This window comes from Streptomyces sp. NPDC005483 (genome assembly GCF_040606035.1).
Taxonomy (GTDB): Bacteria; Actinomycetota; Actinomycetes; order Streptomycetales; family Streptomycetaceae; genus Streptomyces.
This window is the reverse complement of sequence record NZ_JBEXEA010000024.1, coordinates 62,686-87,129: the sequence shown is the minus strand read 5'-3', so window position 1 is coordinate 87,129 and position 24,444 is coordinate 62,686. Positions and strand designations below refer to the sequence as shown.

Annotated in this window: 11 protein-coding genes and 1 tRNA gene; 11 read left to right on the top strand and 1 reads right to left on the bottom strand. The window is 71.1% G+C overall.

The features are described 5' to 3' along the window. The first annotated feature begins 172 nt into the window (after positions 1 to 172). From ABZT06_RS35690 to ABZT06_RS35645, 10 genes are all read left to right on the top strand, one after another. Positions 173 to 772, top strand: a complete 600-nt coding sequence (locus ABZT06_RS35690) for a small secreted protein (protein WP_355750726.1) — start codon at positions 173 to 175, stop codon at positions 770 to 772. 217 nt (positions 773 to 989) lie between these two features. Next, positions 990 to 2,516, top strand: a complete 1,527-nt coding sequence (locus ABZT06_RS35685; protein ID WP_355750723.1) for a methyltransferase — start codon at positions 990 to 992, stop codon at positions 2,514 to 2,516. A 445-nt stretch (positions 2,517 to 2,961) separates the two neighbouring features. After that, positions 2,962 to 3,159: a hypothetical protein gene (locus ABZT06_RS35680; protein WP_355750721.1), complete on the top strand. Its 198-nt coding sequence runs from the start codon at positions 2,962 to 2,964 to the stop codon at positions 3,157 to 3,159. A 260-nt stretch (positions 3,160 to 3,419) separates the two neighbouring features. Further along, positions 3,420 to 6,248 carry a type I DNA topoisomerase gene (gene topA / locus ABZT06_RS35675; protein ID WP_355750718.1) on the top strand — a complete coding sequence of 943 codons (2,829 nt, stop codon included), beginning with the start codon at positions 3,420 to 3,422 and terminating at the stop codon, positions 6,246 to 6,248. A gap of 123 nt (positions 6,249 to 6,371) precedes the next feature. Next, positions 6,372 to 9,557, top strand: coding sequence for a dTMP kinase (tmk, locus tag ABZT06_RS35670; protein ID WP_355750714.1), 3,186 nt, complete (start codon positions 6,372 to 6,374; stop codon positions 9,555 to 9,557). Between the two features lie 164 nt (positions 9,558 to 9,721). Further along, a complete protein-coding gene (locus tag ABZT06_RS35665) occupies positions 9,722 to 10,927 on the top strand; it encodes a DNA polymerase III subunit delta' (RefSeq protein WP_355750712.1) in 1,206 nt (401 codons plus the stop codon). 96 nt (positions 10,928 to 11,023) lie between these two features. Beyond that, positions 11,024 to 12,664: an alpha/beta hydrolase gene (locus ABZT06_RS35660; protein ID WP_355750709.1), complete on the top strand. Its 1,641-nt coding sequence runs from the start codon at positions 11,024 to 11,026 to the stop codon at positions 12,662 to 12,664. A gap of 107 nt (positions 12,665 to 12,771) precedes the next feature. Continuing rightward, positions 12,772 to 12,845, top strand: a tRNA-Thr gene (locus tag ABZT06_RS35655). A gap of 1,088 nt (positions 12,846 to 13,933) precedes the next feature. Beyond that, positions 13,934 to 20,152 carry a DNRLRE domain-containing protein gene (locus ABZT06_RS35650; protein WP_355750823.1) on the top strand — a complete coding sequence of 2,073 codons (6,219 nt, stop codon included), beginning with the start codon at positions 13,934 to 13,936 and terminating at the stop codon, positions 20,150 to 20,152. 122 nt (positions 20,153 to 20,274) lie between these two features. Beyond that, a complete protein-coding gene (locus ABZT06_RS35645) occupies positions 20,275 to 20,823 on the top strand; it encodes a hypothetical protein (protein WP_355750706.1) in 549 nt (182 codons plus the stop codon). Positions 20,824 to 22,019: 1,196 nt separating this feature from the next. Here ABZT06_RS35645 and ABZT06_RS35640 read toward each other — a convergent pair. Continuing rightward, positions 22,020 to 23,768: a tetratricopeptide repeat protein gene (locus ABZT06_RS35640; RefSeq protein WP_355750703.1), complete on the bottom strand. Its 1,749-nt coding sequence runs from the start codon at positions 23,766 to 23,768 to the stop codon at positions 22,020 to 22,022. A 153-nt stretch (positions 23,769 to 23,921) separates the two neighbouring features. On the opposite strand from ABZT06_RS35640, the gene ABZT06_RS35635 reads away from it, so the two are divergent. Continuing rightward, positions 23,922 to 24,344, top strand: coding sequence for a DUF3052 domain-containing protein (locus tag ABZT06_RS35635; protein WP_355750700.1), 423 nt, complete (start codon positions 23,922 to 23,924; stop codon positions 24,342 to 24,344). The last annotated feature ends 100 nt before the right edge of the window (positions 24,345 to 24,444 follow it).

Sequence of the window (24,444 nt, the reverse complement as noted above, 5' to 3'; positions counted from 1 at the left end):
CGTTCATGCGCCGCACGCCCGCCCTGTGCGTGCGCGCCGCTCGGTCGTGAGGCTTCTCTCGCCTGGTGCAAAAGCGTAGAGAAGGGTCCTATATGTGACATTCGGTGTGCGGGTGCGGTGCCCGTGCTGTGTAAGGTCCGGGGGCTGAGAGGCCACGGAAGGGACCGATCCGGTGAAAAAGAAGCTCGCGGCCGCGCTGTCCAGCGGTGCGGTACTGGTACTGGCACTGACGGGATGCGGTGGCAGCGAGGACAACAAGGAACTCGACGCCTGGGCCAAGAAGGTCTGTGACCTGGTGCCGGCCCAGAACAAGAAGATCACGGCGGCCTACGACGCGATCACCAAGGCGGCCGAGGACACCGAGAGCACCCCGGCGGAGCTCCAGAAGGCCGACTCCCAGGCCTTCCAGGACCTGTCCGACGGTTACAAGGCGCGTGCCACGGTCATCAGCAACGCGGGGGCGCCTCCCGGTGCCGAGGACGGCGCGAAGAAGCTCCAGGAGGCCGTCAAGCAGCTCACGGCCCTCTCGGCGTCCTACGCCGACATGAAGACGCAGGTGGACGGGCTCGACACCAAGGACCAGGCGAAGTTCGCGACCGGTCTCAAGGACGTCTCGGCCGAGATGAAGAAGGTGGAGACGCAGCGTCAGACCGCCCTCGGCGCCCTGAAGGACCTCGAGTCGGGCGACACCAAGCAGGCACTGTCCGAGCAGTCGGGTTGCAAGCAGGCCTCGACGTCGCCGGTGGCGTCCGCCTCGGCGACGGACAGCTGAGCGGAAGATCACCTCGGTTTGCGCGGCCCCGCGCGGAGGCCCCGCACGATCCGCGTGCCCGGCGCGAGCCGGCGCCGGGCGGGTGCGCCTCGCCGGCCGGCACGGACGCCCATGGCGCCACGCCGTCAAGCGTCCGTGCTGCTTCGGTGAGGCGGGCCCGCGCCGTGAGTCGCGCGGTGGCGCGTGCCGCGTGGCGTGCGCGGGCCACAATGGGGGCGTGAGTACTTCCAGTCTGCCCACGCTGCCCGCCGCGCCCCCTCCCGGCCGTCCCGATGCCACCGCCCGGCTGCGGGACGCCCTGCTCGGGGCCTCCTTCACCGCCGACGGCCTGCTGGAGCTGCTCGGCGCCCCCGCGTACGCGGCCCTCGCGCGCAGCGAGACCGTGCCGGCGCTCCGGGCGACCCGCGGGGACACCCCGCTGGAGGTGCTCGTACGCCTGTTCCTTCTCCAGCAACCGGTGCTCCACGCGCGCGTGGCGGACGTACTGCCCCTCGACGCGTGTCTGGAGAGCGGCTGGCTGGTGCGCGCCGGTGCGGACGAGGTCGCCGCGACGGTGGACGTACGGCCCTACGGCGGCCCCGGCGGCGAGGACTGGTTCATCGTGTCGGACCTGGGCTGTGCCGTCGGCGGCGCCGGTGGCATCGGCAGCCGGGAGGAGGGCGTCGTCCTCGGTGTCGGCGGTGCCTCCACGACCCTGGCCGGCATCACTGTCCGTACGCCCGCCGGCTCCGCCCTCGACCTCGGTACCGGCTCCGGGATCCAGGCCCTGCACGCCGCACAGCACGCCACGCGCGTGACGGCGACCGATCTCAACCCGCGCGCGCTGCACATCACCGCGCTGACCCTGGCCCTGTCCGGCGCCCCGGCGGCCGATCTGCGGGAGGGCTCACTGTTCGGGCCCGTCAAGCAGGGGGAGACGTACGACCTCATCGTCTCGAACCCGCCCTTCGTGATCTCGCCCGGTGCGCGGCTGACGTACCGCGACGGCGGGATGGGCGGGGACGATCTGTGCCGCTCGGTCGTTCAGGGGGCGGGGGCGCTGCTGAACGAGGGCGGGTTCGCGCAGTTCCTCGCCAACTGGCAGCACGTCGCGGGGGAGGACTGGCAGGACCGGCTCAGGTCGTGGGTGCCGCGCGGGTGCGACGCGTGGATCGTGCAGCGCGAGGTCCAGGACGTCACGCAGTACGCCGAGTTGTGGCTGAGGGACGCCGGTGATCACCGCGGCGACCCGGCCGAGTACCAGGCGCTGTACGACGCCTGGCTGGACGAGTTCGAGGCGCGCAAGGTGAAGGCCGTGGGTTTCGGCTGGATCACTCTGCGCAGGACGGGCTCCGCCGTGCCCTCGATCACCGTGGAGGAGTGGCCGCACCCGGTCGAGCAGCCGCTCGGCGACACCGTCCGGGCGCACTTCGAGCGCCTCGACTACCTGCGCGCCCACGACGACGCGGCCCTGCTGGAGGCCCACTTCAAGCTCGTGCCCGAGATCGTCCAGGAGCAGGTCGGGCTGCCCGGCGCGGAGGACCCGGAGCACGTGGTGCTGCGCCAGCACCGCGGGATGCGCCGGGCCACCAAGGTGGACACCGTCGGTGCGGGCTTCGCCGGCGTGTGCGACGGCTCGCTGAGCGCGGGTCGCATCCTGGACGCGATCGCCCAGCTCATGGACGAGGACCCGGTCATGCTGCGCGACCGTACGCCCGCGCAGATCCGGGTGTTGGTGGAGCAGGGTTTCCTGGAACCGGCGTGAGTTGAGCCGTGCCGCCCCGGAAATGCGCTCCCCTCCCTGGGCGGTGCGCAGTGGGAAACCCACTGCGCCCAGGTGATCGGCACTGTTCATGCCCCGACCGGAATGAGCGCGACCGAAAGTGGATTCACCAAGATCGTATGCGCGGATACCCGTGCCCGGCGCGGTCTGAATCCGGTCGGTTTTCGTGCCGAATCCGGTGCGGGTCGGTCGCAGAAGTGCGGGATCCGGGTGAGAAGCGGGCGAGAACCTGACGGGATCCGGCCGGGATCCGTGGCCGAAGCGGGCGGCCGGGGCGGCCGTCCGGCGGTCGGCCGGGCGCCGGTCCGAGGGAGTCCGCGGTCGTGTCGGCTCGGCGTTCACCCGGGGTTCGTCCGCCCGCCGCCCGCGCGTGCCAGTCTCCACCGGAGGCGCACGCACGGACGGAAGAAAAGGGGCACGGGAGACCATGGAGAGCGGACCGGCGATCTTCGCGGGGATGGTGTTCGCCCTGTTCGGAGGAGGGCTGCTGGTGTGGACCGCGGCCCGGGTACGGCATCGCGAGCCTGTCGCCCACGGTGTGAGTCCCGTCGCATCCGCGACCCTCGCGACCCTCGCCGCGCTCCTCACGCTGGCCCTCGGCGCGTGGTGCTTCGCCCGCCTCTAGGACGGCTCCTGGGAGGTCATCGCAAGTGGGTGGACCGGTAATGGGGAGATCGCCCTCCGGATGAGCCCGAAAAGGCCGGTGGGTACTCCGGGCGGCAGGAATGGCGGTAGTCGGGTTACCGTTCGAGTGGCCGTTGCGGGCTTTTCCCGTTTGACACGGGGGCGGGATGTACCGTCACACTCCGCAGCGTCCGCATGACCCGACCCCGGGAACCATGGCCTGGGGAGACCTCAGTGCCTCGACCGGAGAGAAGAGCGAAGTTGTCCCCGACCAGCGAGACCGCACAGGGCGGCCGCCGACTCGTCATCGTCGAGTCGCCTGCCAAGGCGAAGACGATCAAGGGCTATCTCGGCCCCGGATACGTCGTCGAGGCGAGCGTCGGGCACATCCGCGACCTCCCCAACGGCGCCGCGGAGGTGCCCGAGAAGTACACCGGCGAGGTCCGCCGCCTCGGCGTGGACGTCGAGCACGACTTCGAGCCGATCTATGTCGTCAACGCCGACAAGCGGGCCCAGGTCAAGAAGCTCAAGGACCTGCTGAAGGACTCCGACGAGCTCTTCCTCGCCACCGATGAGGACCGCGAGGGCGAGGCCATCGCCTGGCACCTCCAGGAGGTGCTCAAGCCCAAGGTCCCGGTCAAGCGGATGGTCTTCCACGAGATCACCAAGGCCGCGATCCAGGCCGCCGTCGCCAACCCGCGCGAGCTGAACCAGAAGCTGGTCGACGCCCAGGAGACCCGCCGCATCCTCGACCGCCTCTACGGCTACGAGGTCTCGCCGGTCCTGTGGAAGAAGGTCATGCCGCGCCTGTCGGCCGGCCGCGTCCAGTCGGTCGCCACCCGGCTCGTCGTGGAGCGGGAACGCGAGCGCATCGCGTTCCGCTCCGCCGAGTACTGGGACCTGACGGGCACCTTCGCGACCGGCCGCGCGGGGGACCCCTCGGACCCGTCGTCGCTGGTCGCCCGCCTCCAGACCGTCGACGGCAGGCGGGTCGCGCAGGGCCGCGACTTCGACTCCCTGGGACAGATCAAGAGCGCGAACACCCTCCACCTCGACGAGGCGGGCGCCCGCGCCCTGGCCGCCGCCCTGGAGCAGACGCGGTTCGCGGTCCGCTCGGTCGAGTCCAAGCCGTACCGCCGCTCGCCGTACGCCCCGTTCCGTACGACGACCCTCCAGCAGGAGGCCTCGCGCAAGCTCGGCTTCGGCGCGAAGGCGACCATGCAGGTGGCGCAGAAGCTGTACGAGAACGGCTTCATCACCTACATGCGTACCGACTCCACGACCCTCAGCGAGACCGCCGTCACCGCGGCCCGCGCCCAGGTCACGCAGTTGTACGGCGCCGACTACCTGCCCTCGTCCCCGCGCACCTACGCCGGGAAGGTCAAGAACGCGCAGGAGGCGCACGAGGCGATCCGCCCCTCGGGTGATCGTTTCCGCACGCCCGCCGAGACCGGCCTGACCGGCGACCAGTTCAAGCTCTACGAGCTGATCTGGAAGCGCACCGTCGCCTCCCAGATGAAGGACGCGACCGGCAACAGCGTGACCGTGAAGATCGGTGGCACCGCCGCCGACGGCCGGGACGTCGAGTTCAGCGCCTCCGGCAAGACGATCACCTTCCACGGCTTCCTCAAGGCCTACGTCGAAGGTGCCGACGACCCGAACGCCGAGCTGGACGACCGCGAGCGCCGGCTGCCCCAGGTCGCCCAGGGCGACGCCCTGAGCGCCGAGGAGATCACGGTCGACGGGCACGCCACGAAGCCCCCGGCCCGCTACACCGAGGCCAGCCTGGTCAAGGAGCTCGAAGAGCGCGAGATCGGCCGTCCGTCGACGTACGCGTCGATCATCGGCACGATCCTCGACCGCGGCTACGTCTTCAAGAAGGGCACGGCACTCGTGCCGTCCTTCCTGTCCTTCGCCGTGGTCAACCTCTTGGAGAAGCACTTCGGCCGACTGGTCGACTACGACTTCACCGCCCGCATGGAGGACGACCTCGACCGCATCGCGGCCGGTCAGGCGCAGTCCGTGCCGTGGCTGAGGCGCTTCTACTTCGGTGAGGGCACGGTCACCGGCGGCGCGGCCGACGCGGGCAACGGCGACGGCGACCACCTCGGCGGCCTCAAGGAACTGGTGACCGACCTGGGCGCGATCGACGCGCGCGAGGTCTCCTCGTTCCCGGTGGGCAACGACATCGTGCTCCGGGTCGGCCGCTACGGCCCGTACATCGAGCGCGGCGAGAAGGACTCCGAGAACCACCAGCGGGCCGACGTGCCCGAGGACCTGGCGCCGGACGAGCTGTCCGTCGAACTCGCGGAGGAGCTGCTCGCCAAGCCGAGCGGTGACTTCGAGCTCGGCGCCGACCCGGTGACGGGCCACCAGATCATCGCCCGCGCCGGCCGCTACGGCCCGTACGTCACGGAGGTGCTCCCCGAGGGCACCCCGAAGACCGGCAAGAACGCCGTGAAGCCGCGTACGGCCTCGCTGTTCAAGGAGATGTCGCTGGACACGGTGACGCTCGAGGACGCCCTCAAGCTGATGTCGCTGCCGCGAGTGGTCGGCGCCGACGCCGAGGGCCAGGAGATCACCGCGCAGAACGGCCGCTACGGCCCGTACCTGAAGAAGGGCACGGACTCGCGCTCGCTGCAGACCGAGGACCAGCTCTTCACGATCACCCTCGAAGAGGCGCTGGCGATCTACGCGCAGCCCAAGCAGCGTGGCCGCGCGGCCGCCAAGCCGCCGCTGAAGGAACTGGGCACCGACCCGGTCAGCGAGAAGCCGGTCGTGGTCAAGGACGGCCGTTTCGGGCCGTACGTGACCGACGGGGAGACAAACGCGACCCTGCGCTCCGGTGACAGCGTCGAGGAGATCACCCCGGAGCGCGGCTTCGAACTGCTCGCCGAGAAGCGGGCGAAGACGCCCGCCAAGAAGACGGCGAAGAAGGCGCCCGCCAAGAAGGCCCCGGCCAAGAAGGCGACGGCCGCCAAGAAGACCGCGGCGAAGAAGACCACGACGGCCGTGAAGAAGACGACGGCGAAGAAGACCACCGCCACCGCGAAGAAGGCGGCGGCCTCGAAGGCGGCGTCCGAGGACTGAGTCCGGCGCTGTTCCCCACTGAGGCTTCGCAATGCGAACGTCCCGGCATCACTTTGGTGTCGGGACGTGCTCACGTCAGGACGGGCCCTCCGGGCTGTCGGTGGCTCCCGATAGGCTGAACGCATGACCCGTGCCGAGCAGCCAACGGCCCTTCACCCGGCCCCCGACGACGCCCTGGTCGCGGACTCCCGCGAGCGCGCCGTCCGCGCCCTGCTGCGCAGGCCCCAGCTCAAACGCCTGTGGAGCGCCCAGCTCGTCGGAGGGATCGGCGACACCCTCGCACTTCTGGTGCTGGTGCTGCTGGCCCTTCAGGCGGCGACCGCCCAGGGCTCGTTCGGCGGCGGCTACCGGGGCTGGGCGTTCGCAGTGGCGACCGTCTTCGGTACGCGCATCCTGGCGACGGTGCTCTTCGGCGCCGTCCTGCTCGGCCCGCTGACCGCGCTCACCGCGCAGGAGGGGCCGCTCGACCGCCGCTGGACCATGGTCGGCGCGGACGGGATCCGGCTCGCGCTGCTCATCGTCGCGCCGCTGTGGATCGACTGGATGCCGGACGACGCGCTCGCGATGCTCCTGGTGACCGTCTTCGTGACCGGGGTCGCCGAGCGCTTCTGGACCGTGTGCCGCGAGAGCGCGGCGCCCGCGCTGCTGCCGGCTCCGCCTCCGGAGGGGGCGACGGTACGACCGCTGCCGGACCACCTGGACGCGCTGCGCCGTCTGTCGCTGCGGACGACCTTCGTGGTCATCCCGCTGGCCGGCGCCGTGCTCGTCGTCGCGGGCCTGCTCAACAACCTGCTGGGTTCCGGCATCGACTGGTTCGGCCAGCACCAGGCGGCCCTCGCGTCGTACGTCGCGGCCGGCCTGTTCGCCGCGTCCCTGTCCGTGCTGACCTTCCTGGAGCTGCCCGACACCCGCACCCCGCGCGCGCGTTCACCGCTGGAGGGGCTGCGCCGGCCCAAGACGGGCACCGGCGTCGACAAGGGCCGCACCGGCGCGATCCCGCTGCTGGTGCCCGCCTGCGCGGCCGTCGCCGGGGCGATAGCGGCCGCCGTGGCCGTCGCCGTGCTGCACGCCAGGGACCTGGGCGGCGGCCCCGTGCTGTACGGGCTGATGGTGCTCGCGCTGACCGGCGGTGTCGTGGTCGGTGTCCGTACGGCGCCCAAGGTGCTGGTCTCGCTGTCGCGGCGCCGGCTGCTCGCGCTGGCGATCGCCTTCACCGGGATCGCCCTGCTGGCCGCCGGGCTCGTCCCGGACGTCACCACCGTGCTGCTGATCGACGCGCTGGCCGGTGTCGGCGCGGGTGTGGCCGCCAACACCGGTCACACCCTGCTCGACCAGGAGACCGAGGAATACCGGCGGGCGCGGACCACCGAGCATCTGCACGCGGTCGTGCGGGTCGGTGTGGCGCTGGGCGCGCTGGTCGCCCCCGTGGTGGCCGCGGCGATCGGACCGCACCGGCTGGTGAACGGCAAGTTCGTGTTCGCGCACGGCGGCGCCGCCTTCACCCTGATGCTGGTCGGCGCCCTGCTGCTGCCGGTGGCCGCGCTGGTGCTCGCCAAGGTCGACGACCGGTCCGGCGTACCCCTGCGGCACGACCTGCGGGACGCGCTGCTCGGCGGCGACGACCCGGTGACGGTGCCCGCCTCCTCCGGTTTCTTCATCGCTCTGGAAGGCGGGGACGGGGCCGGGAAGTCCACCCAGGCCGAGGCGCTCGCCGAGTGGATCAGGGCCAAGGGACACGAGGTCGTGGTGACGCGCGAGCCGGGGGCGACCCCGGTGGGCAAGCGGCTGCGGTCGATCCTGCTGGACGTGTCGAGCGCCGGGCTCTCGCACCGCGCGGAGGCGCTGCTGTACGCGGCGGACCGCGCGGAGCACGTGGACACCGTGGTCAGGCCCGCGCTCGAGCGCGGCGCGGTCGTGATCTCCGACCGGTACATCGACTCCTCGGTGGCGTACCAGGGCGCCGGGCGTGACCTGTCCCCGACGGAGATCGCCCGCATCAACCGCTGGGCGACGGACGGTCTGGTGCCGCATCTGACGGTCCTCCTTGACGTGTCCCCGGAGATCGCCCGCGAGCGGTTCACCGAGGCGCCGGACCGGCTGGAGTCGGAGCCCGCGGAGTTCCACGCGCGCGTGCGGTCCGGATTCCTCACGCTGGCCGCCGCCGACCCGGGCCGGTACCTGGTCGTGGACGCCGGGCAGGAGCCCGAGGCCGTCACGACCGTCGTACGGCACCGTCTCGACCAGATGCTGCCGCTGTCCGAGCAGGAGATCCGGGAGCAGGAAGAGGCCCGCCGCAAGGCCGAGGAGGAGGCGCGGCGCAAGGCCGAGGAAGAGGCCGCGCGCAAGGCCGAGGAGGAGCGCCTGGAGCGGGAGCGCCAGGAGCAGCTCGCCCGTTTGAAGGCCGAGGAGGAGGAGCGCAAGCGGCGCGAGCTGGAGGAGGCCCAGCGTCGCGAGGCCGAACGCCAGGCGGAGGAGGCCAGGCTGCGGGCCGAGGAAGCGCGCAGGCGGGCCGAGGAGGAGCGGGCACGGCTCCTCGCCGAGGAGAAGGCACGCGCGGAGGAAGAGGCTCGGCGCAAGGCCCAGGAAGAGGCCGCCCGCAAGCGGGCCGAGGAGGAGGCGCGACTGCGCGCCGAGGCCGAGGAGCGGCGGCTGGAGAAGCAGCGCAAGGCCGAGGAGGCGTTGCTGAGGGCGGAGGAGGCCCGGCGGCTCGCCGAGTCCGCGGCCGCGGCGGCGGAGGCGGGGCCCCAGCAGACCGCCACACCCGCGGCGGGGCTGGACGCGGCGACCGTGCCCACGCCTGTCGTGACGCCGACGAACGCGTCGGGCGGTCCGGTGGACGAGACGGCCGTGCTGCCCCGGGTCCGGATGGACAAGGAGGACGACGGAGGTGAGCCGGACAGGGGTTCCGGTGCCGCCGACTCCGAGGTGACGGCCGAACTGCCGCAGCCGCCGGTTCCTGAGGGGGCTGCGGATGAGACGGCTGTGCTGCCGCCCGTGCCTTCGGGCTCTGCCGACGAGACCGCGGTGTTGCCCGTGCCTCCGGGATCCGCCGACGAGACGGCCGTGCTGCCGCCGGTGTCGGGGGACGGGCCCGCGGGCCGGGTACCGCCGGGGTACTTCCGGGACGAGGAGCGGACGCGGGAGTTGCCGCAGGTCGACGAGAAGGGGACACCGCGGCGGAGGGCTCGGTCGGACTGGGCCGAGGAGACGCCGTTGGACGATCTGCCTTCGCTGGCCGACGAGTTGCTCGGACCGCACGACGACGAGCGTGGGGACGGCCGGGGTCGGGGTCGGCGTCGGGGCCGGTAGCGGTGGTTCTCCGGGTGCGGGTGCGGGTGCGTCGTGGCTGGTCGCGCGGTTCCCCGCGCCCCTAGGTGGGGGCAGCCGGGCCAGGCCCGTACCGCACCCATTGTCAGTGGTCGCCCCCACAATGGACTGAACGCACGAAGCATGACGAAAGGGCGGCGTGACCCATGACCGTATGGGACGACCTGGTCGGCCAGGAGAGGGTGAGTGAACAGCTCGCCGCCGCCGCTCGGGACGCCGATGCCCTGGTCACCGCCGTCTCCACCGGCGCACCGCCGCCCGAGGCGTCGAAGATGACCCACGCCTGGCTGTTCACAGGTCCCCCGGGTGCGGGCCGGAACCAGGCGGCGAGGGCCTTCGCCGCCGCGCTGCAGTGCGTCAGTCCGGACCGGGCTCTCGGGGGAGCGCCCGGCTGCGGGTTCTGCGAGGGGTGTCATACGGCACTCATCGGCACCCACGCCGACGTCACCTCCGTGGCCGCTGTCGGCACCCAGATCCTCGCCGACGACATGCGGGACACCGTCAGGAAGTCGTTCACCTCGCCGGCGACCGGCCGCTGGCAGATCATCCTCGTCGAGGACGCCGAGCGGCTGAACGAGAAGTCGGCCAACGCGGTCCTCAAGGCCGTCGAGGAGCCCGCCCCCCGCACGGTCTGGCTGCTGTGCGCGCCGTCCATCGAGGACGTCCTGCCGACGATCCGCTCCCGCTGTCGCCACCTCAACCTGAGCACCCCCGCCGTGGAGGCCGTCGCCGACATGCTCGTGCGCCGGGAGGGCGTCGAGCCGGCCGCCGCGATGGCCGCCGCCCGTGCCACCCAGGGCCATGTCGACCGGGCCCGCCGTCTCGCCACCGACCCGGCCGCGCGCGAGCGCCGTGCCGCCGTGCTGAAGCTGCCGCTGCGCGTCGACGACGTCGGCGGCTGTCTCAAAGCGGCGCAGGAACTCGTCGACGCGGCGGCCGACGACGCCAAGCAGCTCGCCGAGGAGATGGACGGCAAGGAGACCGAGGAGCTGAAGGCGGCGATGGGTGCGTCCCAGGGCGGCCGCATGCCCCGCGGCACGGCGGGCGTGATGAAGGACCTGGAGGACCGGCAGAAGCGCCGGCGCACCCGTACCCAGCGCGACAGCCTCGACCTGGCACTGACCGACCTCACCGCGTTCTACCGTGACGTCCTCGCCCTCCAGCTCGGCTCCCGGGTGGCGATCGCCAACGCGGACGCGGAGGACGCGCTGGAGCGGCTCGCGCGCGGCAGCTCCCCGGAGACCACGCTCCGCCGTATCGAGGCGATCGGCGCCTGCCGCGAGGCGCTCGACCGCAACGTGGCCCCGCTGCTCGCGGTGGAGGCCATGACGATGGCGCTCAGAGCGGGCTGAGAACCGGCGGGTGATCACGCGTTGACGGCGTCACTCGTACGGGCCGGTTTGTTCACACAGAGCATGTGATCCAACGCGCAGAGTTAGGCTCACTCGATGCACATCAGGCGAAATCCCCGCCACACGAGCCGGAAGCTTCCCGTGCGTCGGGCACCGGCACCGGCGCCGGCGCGCAGGATCCGTACCGGCGGCGCCCTCCTCGCCGTCGCCGCGCTGCTCGTCTCCGCCTGCTCAGCGGGTGCATCGACGAGTTCGGCAACCTCGGCCACCTCGGCCGCCGACGTGGCACTGGGCGCGCTGCCCCGGTCGACGCCGGCCGCGCTGTCGCCGTACTACGGGCAGAAGGCGCGCTGGCGCAGCTGCGGGATCCCCGGTTTCGAGTGCGCCACGCTGAAGGCGCCGCTCGACTACGACAAGCCGGCCGGCGGGGACGTCCGGCTCGCCGTCGCCCGCAAGAAGGCCACCGGGCCGGGCAAGCGCCTCGGGTCGCTGCTCGTGAACCCGGGCGGACCGGGCGGCTCGGCGGTCGGCTACCTCCAGGCGTACGCCGGGATCGGCTACCCGGCCGAGGTGCGGGCCCGTTACGACATGGTCGCGGTGGACCCGCGCGGGGTCGGTCGCAGTGAGCCAGTCGAATGCCTCGACGGGCGGGACATGGACACGTACACCCAGACGGACAGCACCCCCGACGACGCGCGCGAGACCGCCCAACTCGTCGACGCCTACAAGAAGTTCGCGGAAGAGTGCGGCGCGCACTCGGCGAAGCTGTTGCGGCACGTGTCGACGGTCGAGACGGCCCGGGACATGGACATCGTGCGGGCGGCACTGGGCGACGCGAAGCTGAACTACGTGGGGGCGTCGTACGGGACGTTCCTCGGGGCGACGTACGCGGGACTGTTCCCCGGTCGCGCAGGGCGGCTGGTGCTGGACGGTGCGATGGACCCCTCACTGTCCGCGCGCCGGGTGAACCTCGACCAGACGGCGGGCTTCGAGATGGCGTTCCGGTCGTTCGCGAAGGACTGTGTGCAGCAGCCGGACTGCCCGCTCGGAGCGAAGGGCACACCGAGCGCGGAGGCCGGCCGGAAGCTCAAGGCATTCTTCCGGAAGCTCGACGCGCACCCCATCCCCACCGGCGACGCGGACGGCCGCACACTCGGCGAGGCCCTGGCCACGACCGGCGTGATCGCGGCGATGTACGACGAGAGCTCATGGGCGCAGCTGCGGGAGGCACTGAGCTCGGCGATGAAGGAGAGCGACGGCGCCGGGCTGCTGGTCCTCGCCGACAGCTACTACGAGCGGGACGCCGACGGCCGCTACAGCAACCTGATGTCCGCCAACGCGGCCGTGAACTGCCTCGACCTTCAGCCCGCCTACGACAGTCCGGAGGAGGTCGAGAAGGCCGTCCCGGCCTTCGAGAAGGCGTCCCCCGTCTTCGGTGAGGGCCTTGCCTGGGCTTCCCTCAACTGCGCGTACTGGCCGGTCGGGCCCACGGGTGAGCCGCACCGCATCGAGGCGCGGGGCGCCGGCCCGATCGTCGTGGTCGGCACCACCCGCGACCCGGCCACCCCCTACCGCTGGGCCCGCGCCCTGGCCGCCCAGCTCACCTCGGGCCGCCTGCTCACCTACGAGGGCGACGGCCACACCGCCTACGGCCGCGGCAGCGGCTGCATCGACTCCGCGATCAACGCGTATCTGCTCCGCGGCACCCCTCCCGCGGACGGGAAACGCTGCTCCTGACCTGGTCACCGGAGCGTCCGGGGGCGCCCCCAGGGCTGGTGCGGAGCACCCCCGGAAACTGTGTAGACTTACCGACGTTGCTGACCGCACCATGGTGCGGACGGCGCGCCGCCTTAGCTCAGATGGCCAGAGCAACGCACTCGTAATGCGTAGGTCTCGGGTTCGAATCCCGAAGGCGGCTCTGAAAGGCCCAGGACTCACTCGCCGTGACCTGGGTCTTTTGCTGTTCTGTGACCTTATTTCTGTCACTGCCTTCAGCTCAGAAGTCCGGCCGTGTGCCCTTTGGTGGCCGACCGGTGGCCAAACGTGCCAACGGCGTGCAGCGGCGGTGGCCAAGTGCGCCGCTCGGTGCGTGCGAACGGCCGCTCGGTCGTTGTTCCATCCCTACAAGTCGTCGCCGAGCAGCGCTACCTGTAAGGGACTTCGGCCGGGTCCAGTCGTCCTGAAGTTGTGCGCCGAGAGGGCGGGCGGAGCGGATCCGCATCGCTGCCGGGTTTCCTTTTCGCGCTAGGCCGCGTGGATGCTGGGCTCATCTTCGGCCGTGGCGGGAGAGCCCGGAGCGCGAAGCGGTGCCTTGACAGCCAGAGCCCTGCAGAAGATCAATGTGCCGGTGGCTCGCCCAGTCGCGGCTCGGCAGTCGCCGGGAAAGCCTGCCCGCAGGCGAGGCGAACAGAGCGCTTCGGATTGTGGAGCGCGTCCTTCCAACGCATGGTCCACGGGGTGAGGATCGCTTGCGGAGGGCTCTCTGTGCGAAGATCCGCCCTCCCCGCGTTGGGTAGGCTGACCTGTGGCAGGCAGAACACCATGACGACCATGGGGATGCGTTGCACCGGCAAGTTCCGTTCTTGCCGCGGAGTTCTTGGGCTCAAGTGCTTCAGCCGCGTGCGGCGACAGGGGTGCCGTGTCTGTCCCCTGGGCGTCTTCCTCTCGCACCAGATGGCACGGGCGCGTGCGGCGTCAATTGCCCGGACATGCAACTCGCCCCAGCCTTAGGCCCGTTCGCCCGCCCCGGCGCGTCAAGAGTGCATAAAGGCTTCCATCGCCGACAGGCGGAAAGATCCTCTTTGCCGCCCCTTACGGGCAATCATCTTCTTTTGGCTGCGGGTAGCTTCACAGCGGCCCCACACGGGGGACACAACTTCACGACTTGAAACGGGGGAGATCGTGACTTTTCGTATGCCTTCGTCCCGAAGACATAGACCACGTCCTGGGTTCGCGAGGGGCGGTCGGTGGGTGGCCGGAGTTCTTTCTGCGGCCCTGACCCTGACGATGCTCGATGGCGCGTACGCGTCGGCCGCCGTCCCAGCCCAGGCACCCCAGGCCCCCAAGGCGCCGAAGAAGGCCGCGGCCGCGCAGGCGGCGGACATCCCGTCCGCGCGGGTGGCGGCACGGTTGTCGGGCAGGCGGGTTGAGGCGCTGTCCGCGCGCACGGAGACCTCCACGACGTGGGCGAACAAGGACGGTTCTCTCACGACCGAACTCACCGCCGGTCCCACGCGCTTCAGGGACGAGGCCACGGGGAAGTGGCGCAACGTCGATCTGAACCTGGTTCAGAAGCTGGACGGGACGGTCGAGCCCAAGGCTCACCCCGAGGCGCTGAGGCTGACCGGCGGGTCCGGGGCGCCGGCGAAATCGTGGAAGGCCGCTCGCGAGGCCAAGGCGACGAGCCTGGTGACGCTGGGCGAAGGCGCCCAGCAGATCGCCCTCCAGTGGAAAGGCGGCCTCCCCAGGCCGAAGCTCGACGGAACGCGTGCGAAGTACGTCGACGCGATTCCCGGCGCGGACGTGGTCGTGGAGGCCACGCGCACCGGTTTCGAGCAGTACGTCCAGATCAAGGAGCGCCCCGGTTCGGAGAGCTACTCGTACACCCTGCCGCTGAAGGCCAAGGGCCTGACGGCGAAGCAACTGCCCGACGGCAGCGTGCTGTTCACCGACAGCAAGCGCAGAAAACGGGCTGTCATGCCCGCGCCAATGATGTGGGACGCCACTGTCGACAAGCGCTCCGGTGAGCACACCCACAAGGCCAAGGTCGGCATGAAGGTGGTGCAGAAGGGCTCCTCGATCGACCTGGTGGTCACTCCGGACGCCCGGTTCCTCACCGACCCGGACACCACTTACCCGGTGACCGTCGACCCGTCCACCTCGTCGTTGTCCAACGTCTTCGACACCTATGTCCAGCAGGGCGAGACCGTCGACTGGTCCACTGACACCGAGCTGGACCTGGGCAACCCGGGCACCAAGAACACCGACGGCACTCCGCGCACCGCGCGGTCCTTCATCTCCTGGAACACCACCCCGATCCAGGACTCGCTGGTCTCCAGCGCGAAGCTGAGCCTGTGGAACTTCCACTCGGGCAACACCGACTGCAAGCCCTACCCGTGGGACGTGTGGTCCACCGGCGCCGCCTCCACCTCCTCGCGCTGGACCGCCCAGCCGTCGTGGATCGCGAAGAAGGCCACCTCCACCGAGACGACGGGCAACGCCGGGTGCTCGGCCCAGCCGGACGGCTGGATCAACGCGGACGTGACCACGCTGGCGCAGGAGTGGGCCTCGGCCAAGGCCACCCGCGGCAACATGGGTCTGCAGGCCAGTGACGAGTCGGTGGTGTCGCAGTGGAAGCGGATCAACTCCGCCAACGCCGCCTCCAATCCGCCCAAGCTGACGATGACTTACAACTACCGGCCCAAGACCGGCACCGACCGGCAGGCCGGCCCGCCCTTCTTCAAGGGCAGCGACGGCGTCTGGTACGTCAACACCACCACGCCGACGCTGCGGGACACCTTCACCGACGTCAACAACGACACGGTCGACGGCACCTTCGAGATCGACGACGCGGCCACCGGCACGCAGGTCGGCAACTACCTGGTGTCGCCGTACGTGCCCAGTGGGCAGCCGGCGTCGGTGACCGTGCCGGCCGGGGTCCTGCAGAACGGAAAGACGTACAAGTTCCGCACCAACCCCTATGACGGCACGCACTACAACAACGCGTGGTCGGCGTACGAGACCTTCACCGTCGACACCTCCGCGCCCTCCGCGCCGTCCTCGGTGACCTCCACCGACTACCCGGCCGACCAGTGGGTCAAGGGAGTCGGGCAGCCGGGCGTCTTCACCGTCACCCCGCCCGCCGGTGACCAGAACGGCGTCGAGTGGTCACTCGACGGCGTCACCTGGACCACCGTGCCCACCGGCGGCTCCACGACTGCGGTGAAGATCACCATCAAGCCCGATACCGCGGGCACCAACATCCTGTCCGTGCGCAGCACCGACAAGGCGGAGAACAAGTCCGACCCGGTCGTCCACACCTTCCACGTCGGACCGGGCGGCGTCACCAGCCCCCGGGACGGGACCCGCACCGCGGCCCGGGTGCCGCTGACAGCCGAGGCGGACAGCGGCAAGTACACCGGTGTCTCGTTCGACTGGCGGCGTGGCGATGCCGACGCGTGGACCCCGGTGCCCGCGGCGGACGTGACCGCGGGCGGTCAGCCCCTGTCGTCCTGGCCGGCCCCGCTCACCGCGGGCAAGAGCGCCAAGCTCACCTGGAACGCCACCTCGACCGTCAACCCCGACGGTGACGTCCAGCTGCGTGCCGACTTCACCGGCTCCGGTGCCTCGGCGTCGTCCGACGCGATCAGTGTGGTGGTGGACCGAGGCGCCGACGGCGCGGCCACCGCGGACGTCGGCCCCGGCTCGCTCAACCTGCTCACCGGTGACTACAACGTGTCGGCCACCGACGCCTCCTTCTTCGGTCTGACGGTGGACCGTACGGCCTCTTCCCGGTCCCCTCAGGCCGGAGCCCACGACGACCAGGCGCCCGTCTTCGGCAAGGAATGGGCCTACGGCGCGGCGTCCGACCAGGTGGACACGCCGTTCTCCTATCTGCGCAAGACCTCGGCCACCTCGCTGAGCGTCGTCACGGCCGCCGACAACTCCGAGATCCGCTTCACCGCGACCGCCGACGGCAAGGGCTGGGTACCCGAACCCGGCTCGGAGGACTACACGCTCACCGGTTCCTTCTCCGGCACCTTCACCATCGAGAGCAGCGACGGTCAGGTCACCACCTTCGCCCGCACCACGTCGACCAGTACCACCTGGCAGGCGAAGACCTCGTACACCGACGGTGTCGCGGACTCCACCACCACGACCGTCTCCGAGCCGGTCACCGTGGGTGGCGTGCAGACCGCGCGGCCCAAGTACCTCATCGCCGCCACCTCCGCCGTCCCGGCCGCCACCTGCCAGGCCGACCCCTCGGCCAAGGGCTGCCGCGTCCTGGAGTTCGTCTACGCGACGACCACCACCGCGACCGCCTCGGCGCCCGGTGACGTGAAGGACCAGGTCTCGGCCCTCCGGCTGTGGTCCACCGCGCCCGGGGCCGCTGCCGCGACGGCCACGGCCGTGGCGTCCTACCGGTACGACGGCTCGGGCCGCCTCGTCGAGTCCTGGGACCCGCGGATCTCCCCGGCGCTGAAGACGGCGTACGGCTACGACTCCGCCGGACGCGTCACCACCCAGACACCGCCCGGACAACTGCCGTGGACTTTCGCCTACGGCCAGGCGGGCTCCAACCCGGCGGCCGGCGACGGCATGCTGCTGAAGGTGTCCCGTCCCTCCCTCACTCCGGGCAGCGCCACCCAGACCAACGGCACCGCCGAGACGAACATCGTCTACGGCGTTCCGCTCAGCGGCGGCTCCGCGCCGGAGGACCTCGGCGCGACGGCCACCGCGTCCTGGGGCCAGACCGACGTACCCACCGACGGCACCGCCGTCTTCCCGGCCGACCAGGTGCCCTCGGCCCACGACGGCCCGTCCCTCGGCTCGACCGGATACCAGCGGGCGACCATCCACTACCTGGACGCCTCCGGCCGCGAGGTCGACCAGACCGTGCCCGGTCACCACACCAACGTCACCGAGTACGACGGGTTCGGCAACACCACCCGCACCCTGACCGCGGCCAACCGCGAACTGGCGCTCGGCACCACCGCGGCCCAGCGCACCCAGCTGACGAACCTGGGCATCAACGCCCTGTCGTCCGCCGAGCGCGCCCAACTGCTGTCCACCGTCTCGGTCTACAGCGCCGACGGCGTCCGGGAGACCGACACCTACGGCCCGCTGCACCAGGTGACACTGGAGGCGAAGCTGACGAGCGGCACCACCACGCTCGCCGACGCGGGCAGTCAGCTCGCGGCCCGCGCGCACACCGTCCAGGAGTACGACACCGGCCGACCCACCGACGGCACGGCGACCATCGAGGACCAGGTCACCAAGGTCACCGAGGGCGCACAGCCGCGCTCCTGGTCCACCCTGCTGGCCGACCCCCGCGTCACCACCCACACCATCAACTGGACCAAGGGCCAGCCCACCGGGACCACCCAGGATCCGGGCGGCCTGGGCCTCACCTCCGCGACCTCGTACGACAGCCAGAACCGGGTCGCGGCCACGTCCCAGCCCGCCTCCGGCGGGAGTGACGCCGGCACCACCAGGACCACGTACTACACCGCCGACGGCACGGGAACCTGCGGCAACCGGCCCGAATGGGCCGACCTGGTCTGCCAGACCGCCCCGGCGGCCGCGATCAGCGGCGGCGGCAGCAACCCGGCCCAACTTCCCACGAAGACCTTCGAGTACGGCCTGTACGGCCAGCCCACGAAGGTGACCGAGACGGCCAACAATGTCACCCGTACCACCACCTCCGGGTTCGACACCGCGGGCCGGGCGACCACCGTCACCACCACCGGAGGGCTCGGCGCCGCGGTGCCGGCGGGCACCACGACGTATGACGCCGCCACCGGGCTGCCGCTCAAGGACACGTCGACGGACGGCGGCACCATCACCAAGGCCTACGACACGCTCGGCCGGGAAATCTCCTACACCGACGCCGACGGCGGCACCACCACGACGTCGTACGACGCCCTGGACCGGCCCGTCACGGCGACCGACAACGTCCCGTCCACGACCACCTACACCTACGACACCACGATCGACCCGCGCGGCCTGTCCACCTCGGTCACCGACTCGGTGGCCGGGACGTTCACGGCCCGCTACGACGCCGACGGCGCCGTCACCAGTCAGACACTGCCCGGCGGCTACACCGTGACCCAGTCCGCCGACACCACGGGAGCGATGACCAGCCGGGTGTACACCCGTACCTCGGACGGCACCGTCCTGGTCTCCGACAGCGTCACCCTCACCGCGCACGGCCAACGCGCCACGCACTCCGGCACCCCTGGCGTCACCGCGTCCCAGACCTACGCCTACGACGCCACGGGCCGCCTCACCCAGGTCCAGGACACCAGCACCGACGCCTACTGCACCACTCGCACGTACACCTACGACAAGAACAGCAACCGCAAGTCCCTGGCGACGGCCACCTCGGCGGTGGGTGCCGACTGCACCACTGCCGGCGCCGCCACGACGACCTACGCCTACGACACCGCTGACCGGCTGGTGAACTCCGGCTACGTCTACGACGCCTTCGGCCGCACCACCAGCGCACCCGGAGCCACCCTGGCCTACTTCACCAACGACCTGATCCGCCAGGAGACCGCCGGCAGCAGTCGGCAGACCTGGAGCCTGGACGCCACCCTGCGCCTACGCTCCTGGACCACCGAGAGCAATTCCTCGGGCACCTGGACGCAGACCTCGGCCAAGGTCGACCACTACGACTCGGACGGCGACAACCCCCGGTGGATCACCGAGGACACCGCCGGCAGCGTCACCCGCAACATCGACGGCGCCGACGGCAACCTCGCCGCGACGACCACCAAGACCGGTGGCGTGATCCTGCAACTGGCGAACCTGCACGGGGACATCACCCTGCGGCTGCCCGCCGACACCTCGGTCGCACCGACCGTCCTGGACGCCGACGAGTACGGCAACCCCAGGGCGGGCCAGTCGTCCGTGCGGTACGCGTGGCTGGGAGGCAAGCAGCGCTCCGACGAGACGGTCACCGGGCTCACCCTCATGGGAGCGCGCCTCTACGACCCCACCACCGGCCGCTTCCTGTCCCTGGACCCGGTCCGCGGCGGCAACGCCAACGCCTACGAATACGGCAGCGGCGACCCCGTCAACAACTACGACCTCGACGGACGGTGCGGCAAGGCGTGTCACGAGGCCGGGGCGTGCATGAGCCTGGGCTATTCGAACTGCGTGTTCGTGATGTACCTGTCCGGCATCCTGTCCTGGAACATCAAGGGCAACCACGGCCGGCGCAACGCCGTCCGCCACTTCATCTGGCAGTCCAGCCTGACGTACTTCTTCGGGGCGGCGGCGGCCAAGCGGATAGGCAACGCCCATGAGTGGGGGGAGAAGTGTCCTCGCCACGGACGCTGCGACACCAAGGTGGACCAGCACAACAACCGTGTGGCACGGATCTTCGAGAGCAGCAGCTACAACCGCGGACAGACACGCTACTGGCTCAACAGAGGACTCCTGTTCCAGTATCTGTACCAGGTCGGCAGCTACTTGTTCCGGTACGGCTACCTGTGGGGCTAGCCACCGTCAGCGCTCAGCAGTGATCTGAACGAACAACAGACCGGGCGCGGTCCCCTTGGACGGGGGCCGCGCCCGGTCACCAGTCCCCGCGGCCACGACCACCCGTACTCCCAGGAGCATCGTTGTCCCCCACATCACCGTCCGTCGGCACCCGCGTCATACTGGCGGCGGCCCTCCTGCTGCCGACCGCTCTCCTCAGCGCGTGCTCAGCCCTCGGCGGCGGCGACGGCTGCCACGACACGGCAGCCGAACTCAAGCGACTGTCCAGGCAGCCACTCCTCGACTCAGCGCCCGCCCATGCCTCGGCACCCGCCAACTACCGCGGGGTGGGCGTGACCACCGGTTGCGACGACGACAGCAGCGGAGCGCCCTGGCTGCACGCGGACCGCCTGTACGCGTTCCCGGGCACACCTGACGAGGTCATCACCCACTACACCAAGACCGCCGCCGCGGCCGGCTGGAAGGTGGAGCATGACCCCGCCCCCGGGGCCCCGCCCGCCACCGTGGAGGGCGCCTGCTGGACCAGGACCGAGCAGGGCCGGCATCTGCTGCTCGAAGTCGACCTCCGTCCCAAGGGCTTCTCGCCCGAGCCCGAGGTCGGCACGGGCCTCGCCTATGCGGTGTCGGTCGGTACCGAGCGGGACGGCGGCAAGGAAAGCTGTTGGCACTGATCCGGAAACCGAGGCATCGCTGGGCAGGTGGCCTGCCGAGCCGCCACCGTGCCAGGGTGAGCGGGCCTCGGGCACCGGGAAGCAGGTTCAGATGGCGGTTGCCGAGGCGACGCTCACCGTCGTCCTCGCCGACGGCATGCGGCGCACGGAACGGTGGCGCCTGCTGTCCGATCTTTTGGATGCCGACAGCAAAGCGCACATTCTCTGATCAGGCAGAACGTCACTCAGCAGCACCATCAGGCACTACGCAACACGAACGCTCACGGTCTCGACATGCGTAGGTCTCGGGTTCGAATCCCGAAGGCGGCTCTGTGGAAGCCTCAGGACTCACTCGCCGTGACCTGGGGCTTTTGCTTTTGCCGGATGTGGCGCCGTCGCCGCGCGGGCCGCGCGACTGGCCGTGATCCCGGCCCTGACACGCGTGGGGTGGCCGGAGCGCGACCCTTCGGCGGCCGCTCCGCTGAGCCGACGGGCGGGACCTTCCGGCTCGCGTCGGCGTTCGGGCGGTACGAACTCGGCACTGCGCCGGGGCGTACGACCTCGCGACGGCGGGGCGGGCCCGGGTGATCGACGGCTGAGCCCCGCGCGGGCGGGCCAGGGCGTTGCGGAGCGGCCACGTTCTCGTAGAGCCACGGGCCTGGGCGCGCAGCTCGCCCCGGGGTGCCGGTTGCACTCCCGGCGCGCGCCAGTCGCTGTCGTCGAAGTTGGTGCGGGGCGGCCCCTGAACCCACTGCAAGAGATGGGACGGAACCTCAGGGATGACGGTCGCCCCCGGTCTCACCCGGCGTCGGGCCGGAAGCGTCCCGCAGTTCCTCCTCGATGCGCTGGATGAGGGGGTGGTCCTCGGGATGCACCCGCAGGTAGATGTCCGTGCCGTGGTCAGGTCCTCGCGCCAGCGGAGCGGCTGGGCTCCGCTTCCCTTGCGGATCAGGGCGCGGCGGTAGCGGGCCTCGGCGACGTAGGGGTGCTGGGAGCCGTACTTCTCGGTGTAGATCCGGATGGCGTTCTTGACCTCCGTCAGCGCCGCCTCGCTGTTTCCCTGGTCGTGGAGGAGATGCGAGTAGCGGACCAGGGCGCAGGCGCGGTCCGGATGGTCCCGGTCGCCGTCCATGTGGGGGGCGGACAGCACCTGGTCGAAGATCCGTTTCGCCTCGGCGAGGAGACGCTCGGCCTCCCGTTCCCCCGGCGAGGAACGCTCACGTGCCGGGGAGCGCCGGTCGTCCCGGCCCCGGTATCTCGCCGCCCGCTGCCGGAGCGTCTCGCCCAGATGGACGGACGAGGAGAGCACGACCGGGTGGCCGACCGCGTAGCCGGCACACTCCAGGACCTCCAGCGCGCTCCTCAGGTGCTTCTCGGCTCCCTCCAGGTCCTGGGAGTCCAACAGGGCCAGTCCGAGCGCCTGGTGGACGAAACGCCGTACGGTTGCGTCGCGCGGGCTCGCCGTCCCCGGGCGCCCGCTCCAGCAGTTGCAGTGCCTCGCGGTGCAGGTTCAGCGCCTCGCCGAGCCGCCCCTGCCGCCAGCGGACCAGGCCGAGGTCGCACAGACCGTCGGCGATCTTCACCGGGTCGGTCTCGGACAGCCTCCGCAGCCGCAGCAGGGTCTGGGCCGCGGCCTCGGACGCCCCGTCGAAGTCACCGAGCTCGCGCAGGACCCGCCCCAACTGCATGCGGCTCTCCAGCGTGCGCGGATCACGGTCGCCGTCGAGGCGCAGCCGTATCTTGAGCGCGTCCTCGGCGAAGCTGCGTGCCTCGGGCAGCTCGGCACTGAGCACCTTGAGCCGGCTGAGGGACACCAGGGTGTTGGCGACGAGCGAGTTCTGGCGGCCCCAGAGGTTCTCCCGCTGGCGCAGGGCGTCCATCAGCAGCCGTTCCGCCTCGGTGCGGTCGCCCTGCACACGGAAGTACTCGCCCATGCTCTGCAGCAGGGTCGAGGTGTTCTCGTCGACGACCCCGAGCCTTCCGCAGTGGTCGAGCACCACCCGGGCGTGCGGGAGCAGTTCGACGCACTGCGGCCAGGTGCTCTCCTGCTCCGGGTCCTCCGGGAACCAGCCGTTGACCAGGCACGCCGCGGCGGCCGCGTGGAAGGTCTGTTCCGCCTGGGGCATCTCCTCGCGGATCACGGCCTGCACCTGGGTGTGCATCACCAGCTTCGCCTCGCCCGTGAGCAGCGAGGAGTTCCTGGCCGTGTCCTTGATACGGCGTTCCCGCGACGGCTGGGTGACGCCCTCGGCGAGCGGTCTCGGCAGCAGATCGGTGCGCTGTCTTTCGGCCTCGAAGAAGTAGCTGGGTATGCCCTGCGGTGCGAGGAAGGCGCACAGCCGCAGCAGCAGACCCGCGAGCGCGTCCTTCGTCTCGGCCTGTTTGAAGGAGTGGATCCAGGCCGGGGCGCCGCTCGGGCTCGTCTCCGGTCGGGCGGACGGAGCGACCTGCGAGGGAACGTCCAGGGCCTGGAGGTACGCCTCTATGTCGGGCTCGTCGCGCAGGGAGGCCGCCGCGGGCTCCAGGGCGAGGGGCAGCCGTCCCAGCCGGTCCACGATCTTCGCCAGTCCGGCTTCGTCGTCGACCCCGCTCTCGTTGCGGAGGAAGGACACGGCCTCCTCGGCGGTGAACGCCTCCAGGGCGATGCGGTGGTGGGGAGCGCTGCGCTGCCAGACGGGGTTGACGGAGGTGATCAGCACCTGGCCGCCGTTGCCGGTGTCGGGCAGCAGCTGCCGGATGGTGGAGTCGTCCTCCGCCCCGTCGTAGATCAGCAGCGCTCTGGTCCTGGGTAACTCATGGGACAGCAGGTGCTGGAGCGTCTGCTCGGGATCACGGTCCTCGTGCTGGGCCCGCGTCCCCGGCTGCTGGTCGTGCAGGCCCTGGAGCCGGTGCGCCAGGGCGAGGAGGCTCGCCCGGCGGGACAGGACGATCCAGCCGCCGGCACGGGCAGGCCCCGCCCTGGCCACAGTCCCTCGCAGTCCTCGCCGTACTTCCCACGCTGCTCGCGCGGTTGGTGCGGTAGCGAGACGGCGCGACGCCGTGTCCGGACGGACATCCTCCGTCCGGACCGTCACGATGGGGTGGAGTGGACGGGCTGGACCAGCGCGCGGAGGTGCCGTATGTCAGGAACCGGGTCGGCCGGAGGCTACTCCGCCACGCCCCTCGCCAAGAAGCTCGGCATCAAGGCGGGGCACCGGGTGCGGCTCGACGGCGCGCCCGAGGGGTGGGAGATCCCCGGTCTGCCCGACGGCTGCGATGTCGCCGCCGGCGGCTCGCGCGGCGCGGACGTCGTCGTCGCCTTCCACCGCGAGTACGCCCGGCTCGCCGCCGAGGCGGGTGAACTGGTCACCGGCCTCGCGGACCACTCCGCACTGTGGATCGCCTGGCCGCGCAGGGCCGCCGGGCACGTCAGCGACATCACCGAGAACGCCCTGCGCGAGGTCTTCCTGCCGCTCGGCGTCGTGGACGTGAAGGTCGCGTCGCTCGGGGAGGACTGGTCGGGGCTGAAGTTCGTACGGCGGAGGGAGAACCGGCGGGGGTGACGCGGTGGGGGTGACGCGGTGGCGGTGACGCGGTGGGCCGGTTCGGACCGGCCCACCCGCGCCGGGCAGAGAACCGACCCGTCCGAGTGAACCGCCCTGC

What these genes read in the sequence shown, in the direction of transcription:
- ABZT06_RS35650 (WP_355750823.1), top strand. Translation starts at nt 13,934, where the DNA reads ATGCTCGATGGCGCGTACGCGTCGGCCGCCGTCCCAGCCCAGGCACCC.
- ABZT06_RS35680 (WP_355750721.1), top strand. Translation starts at nt 2,962, where the DNA reads ATGGAGAGCGGACCGGCGATCTTCGCGGGGATGGTGTTCGCCCTGTTC.
- ABZT06_RS35665 (WP_355750712.1), top strand. Translation starts at nt 9,722, where the DNA reads ATGACCGTATGGGACGACCTGGTCGGCCAGGAGAGGGTGAGTGAACAG.
- ABZT06_RS35635 (WP_355750700.1), top strand. Translation starts at nt 23,922, where the DNA reads ATGTCAGGAACCGGGTCGGCCGGAGGCTACTCCGCCACGCCCCTCGCC.
- ABZT06_RS35660 (WP_355750709.1), top strand. Translation starts at nt 11,024, where the DNA reads ATGCACATCAGGCGAAATCCCCGCCACACGAGCCGGAAGCTTCCCGTG.
- tmk (WP_355750714.1), top strand. Translation starts at nt 6,372, where the DNA reads ATGACCCGTGCCGAGCAGCCAACGGCCCTTCACCCGGCCCCCGACGAC.